The following is a 3,162-nucleotide window of genomic DNA, read 5'->3' as shown; positions in this document are numbered from 1 at the left end:
GGATCGGTGCGGCCGCCTCTCTCCTGGGCGCCCTCCTGGTGTCGCCGTGGCTGCTTCCGGTCACGGTCGGTCTGGTCGGCAGGCCGTTCGCGGCGCTGAGTCGCCCGCTGGGCGAACTCGCCGTCGGCAACGTGCGCCGCAGCCCTCGGCGGGCGGCGAGCACGGCGGGTGCCCTCATGATCGGGATGGCGCTCGTGGCCGGCTGCGCCGTGCTCGCGGCGTCGGTGCAGAGTTCGATGTCGGCGATCGTGACGACGCAGGCGCGGGCCGATGTCATGATCCAGAACGCCCAGGACGAGACGCTCGGCATTCCGCCCGAAGCGGTGACGGCGATCAGTCGCCTGCCCGAGACCGGTCGAGTCGACACGCTCTTCTTCTCGATGGCCACCATCGCCGGAGACACGATCCCCGTCGTCGGGTTCAGTCCCGGGCTGATCTCGCACTCGCTCGCACTTCCGATGGCGTCGGGTCCGGACGATCGCCTGGATGCCGGCGAGGTGATCGTGGCAGAAGGCTACGCCGACGACCACGCGCTCGCCGTGGGCGACGCGATCACCGCCGTCGGCCCGGTCGCGGCCGGTACCGGGACCCCGGTCACGCTGACGGTGACGGCGGTCATGAGCCGCGATAGCTTCATCGGGGCGCCCGTGGTGCTTTCGCAGGCCGACTTCGAGACGCTCGTGCCCCCCGGCGCGCGTGTGACCGACATGCTGATGCTCACGGCATCCCCGGGAACGGATGCCGGGGCGCTGCGGGCCGCCGCGAAGGACGTGGTCGCGCCGTACTACGTGCTGAACGTGATGGACAGGGACGACATGGTCGGGTCGCTGTCGGCGCAGGTGCAGCAGGTGCTGCTGCTGTTGTATGCGCTGCTGGCGATCTCGATCGTGATCGCGGTGCTCGGGATCGTCAACACGTTGGCCCTCGCCGTCATCGAGCGCACCCGCGAGATCGGGCTGCTGCGGGCGATCGGCCTCGGCCGTATGCAGTTGGCGGGGATGATCCTGCTCGAGTCGACCCACATCGCGCTGTTCGGCGGTGCCGTCGGCCTCGGGCTTGGCACGTTGCTGTCCTCGATGCTACCCGCGGTGCTCGCGTCGCGGGGCTTCGACCGGCTCGCGGTGCCGTGGGAGCAGTTGCTGTGGATGCTCGCTCTCTCGCTGCTGGTCGGGCTGGTCGCGGCGGTGTGGCCGGCCGTGCGCGCCGCGCGGCTGCCGGTCCTCCGCTCGATCGCCACCGACTGAGCATGGTCTGTCCGATGACGTCTTCCCGCGCTGCCCGCTCGTCGCGAAGCCGAGACTCTTGAAGAAGTCCACCACCCACATGACTGAGAGAGCGGCACTGATACCCAGCGCGACGTAGAGGTTGGTCAAGCGCACGTGGCGACGATGGAGCACGGCGATCCACACGCACACGAGCGCTGTTCCCACGACGGAGGTCGAGGCGCAGACGTCGTATTCTCAGAGCTGTTCGGCTACTTCTTCTGGCGTGACACGTTCACCGAAGAGGCCCAACAGGTTGACCGAAGCCGCAAGCCAGGCGAAGACGGGAATGAAGAGGTTGAGGAACGGGAGGATGGCCGCGCAGGTCGTGACGGTCACGGCGTGCGTTCGGACTGAGACGGACCCGGTAGCTCACGCGATCCGGCGACGACGCGCGCGAACGTCGCGCTCGTCGTCTTCGAGCGTGACGTACTCATCCCAGTTCGTGGCGTCATCCTCGGCGACACGCTCGATGAGCAGTCGGGCAAGATCCGGGGTGAGGTGCTCGTCCACGACCGACGCCTCGATGGCGTCGCGAAGCTCCAAACGAGTCCCCTCGTCGAGCCGCATCACCTGCTCCAGAAGCGCTCGATCAACCATGCGCCCATCGTACCGGCGCCCGCCGACATCCGGCAGACCGATCACAGGGACTCTGCGGCGAGCCGGTACGGCTACCACTGCGCTCGTGCGGCCATCGTGTTATCCCGATCCGCCGAAGCAACGCACAACGCCACGACCGGCCTCGCACGACGATCGGAATAACCTGAGGCTCGGAGTAATCGAGGAAGAAGTCGTCGTTGTCGATCGTCATCCGCTTCTGGCGGGCGACGAAGGTCCATCCGTTGCCTACCTCGAGCAGGAAGTCCGCCATCTCGTGGATGATCGCGTCCTCGAGATCGCGTTCCGCATACGCGTCTCTGAGGCCGAGGAAGTCGAGGAAGTACGGGTCGCGGAAGTTGTCGAGCGGCACGACCGTGCCGCCGGGTGTCTGCGCGTTGGCGATCTCCTTGCGTTCGAAGCCCTGCCGGCCGATGAGTTCGCGCAGCGCCCGCACGCTGAGCCGGGCGGTTGTTGCCTGCTCGATGTAGAACGCGCGAGCCTCAGCGGTCCGCACAGGAAGGAGCACCTTGAAGTGGCTCCACCCCAATTCTGGCGACAGTGTGGCCACAATCTCGCGGTCGTAGTCGGCGCGACCCCCATTGAGCACCTCGACGTCGATCATGCGACCGATGTGCCAATTCATCAGCGTCAGCGCGGCGTTGGCCTGGGTCGCGACGGTGGCGCGAGTTTGCTCGATCAGCAGCGAGACCCGCTCGACGAGCTGCCCCAGGTTTCGTGCGACCTCGGCGCCCGCCATGTCAGACATCGGTGCTCCGTTCGGGATGCCGCGGCCCCGCGCCGGGCGGCGGCGTCAGCGTCGAGACGAAGGCCGTGCCGGTGTCGATGCAGCGCTGCAACTGGTCGTAGTTCTCCAGGATCAACCGCTTCGTGCAGTACTCGCCGTGCGCTGCCTCGTCCTTGCATTTGACGATCGGGAACGTCTCCATGATGTAGTCGACGTCGTCCCGCTCGATCCCGTACAGGTGGAAGAACGCCGCGTCGAGCTCGGCGCGGATGACCTCGCGGCGAGCGGGATCGAATGATGCGGGCTGACTGAGCCACGGGTGGGGCCACTGGCGACCTGCGGCGCTCTGCTGCTGCAGGCGCTCACGGATCCGGGCATCGGACGGGTCGACGAAACCCTCGGTGTATCGCTGGTAGTCAGCAACAAGATCGCGATGAATCCCGAACGCGTCCAACCCTGACTTCCCATCGATCTCGCTGCCCGCTCTCGTGCGCAGGCCACATCCTGGAGCTTATCCAAGAGCGCCGACACGACGGGATGCCGCGAGCCTGAGCC

Annotated in this window: 5 protein-coding genes; 1 reads left to right on the top strand and 4 read right to left on the bottom strand. The window is 67.2% G+C overall.

Annotation, left to right across the window (positions count from 1 at the left end):
* Positions 1 to 1,244: FtsX-like permease family protein (locus WBP48_RS05355; RefSeq protein WP_424437185.1), on the top strand; the 1,244-nt coding region annotated here is incomplete at its 5' end.
* A 216-nt stretch (positions 1,245 to 1,460) separates the two neighbouring features.
* On the opposite strand, the gene WBP48_RS05350 is transcribed toward WBP48_RS05355, so the two are convergent.
* Genes WBP48_RS05350 through WBP48_RS05335 form a run of 4 tightly spaced genes read right to left on the bottom strand, consistent with a single transcriptional unit; the run spans position 1,461 to position 3,061 of the window.
* The gene (locus tag WBP48_RS05350) at positions 1,461 to 1,601 is read right to left on the bottom strand and encodes a hypothetical protein (RefSeq protein ID WP_424437182.1); all 141 of its coding nucleotides are present in this window, start codon (positions 1,599 to 1,601) and stop codon (positions 1,461 to 1,463) included.
* A 33-nt stretch (positions 1,602 to 1,634) separates the two neighbouring features.
* Positions 1,635 to 1,862 carry a hypothetical protein gene (locus tag WBP48_RS05345; protein ID WP_424437180.1) on the bottom strand — a complete coding sequence of 76 codons (228 nt, stop codon included), beginning with the start codon at positions 1,860 to 1,862 and terminating at the stop codon, positions 1,635 to 1,637.
* Complete coding sequence (locus WBP48_RS05340; RefSeq protein WP_424437177.1) at positions 1,855 to 2,628, bottom strand: PDDEXK nuclease domain-containing protein; 774 nt, start codon at positions 2,626 to 2,628, stop codon at positions 1,855 to 1,857. The genes WBP48_RS05345 and WBP48_RS05340 overlap by 8 nt, the downstream gene beginning before the upstream one ends.
* A complete protein-coding gene (locus tag WBP48_RS05335) occupies positions 2,621 to 3,061 on the bottom strand; it encodes a hypothetical protein (protein WP_424437174.1) in 441 nt (146 codons plus the stop codon). The genes WBP48_RS05340 and WBP48_RS05335 overlap by 8 nt, the downstream gene beginning before the upstream one ends.
* Positions 3,062 to 3,162: the final 101 nt, after the last annotated feature.

This window comes from Microbacterium sp., from assembly GCF_049661145.1.
In the GTDB taxonomy this organism is placed as follows: domain Bacteria; phylum Actinomycetota; class Actinomycetes; order Actinomycetales; family Microbacteriaceae; genus Microbacterium.
The sequence above is the reverse complement of the archived record's forward strand: the minus strand, read 5'-3'. Positions and strand labels throughout refer to the sequence as shown.

Bases quoted from the DNA above. Each gene is read 5' to 3' on its own strand.
- WBP48_RS05340 (WP_424437177.1), bottom strand. From the start codon at position 2,628: ATGTCTGACATGGCGGGCGCCGAGGTCGCACGAAACCTGGGGCAGCTC.
- WBP48_RS05345 (WP_424437180.1), bottom strand. From the start codon at position 1,862: ATGGTTGATCGAGCGCTTCTGGAGCAGGTGATGCGGCTCGACGAGGGG.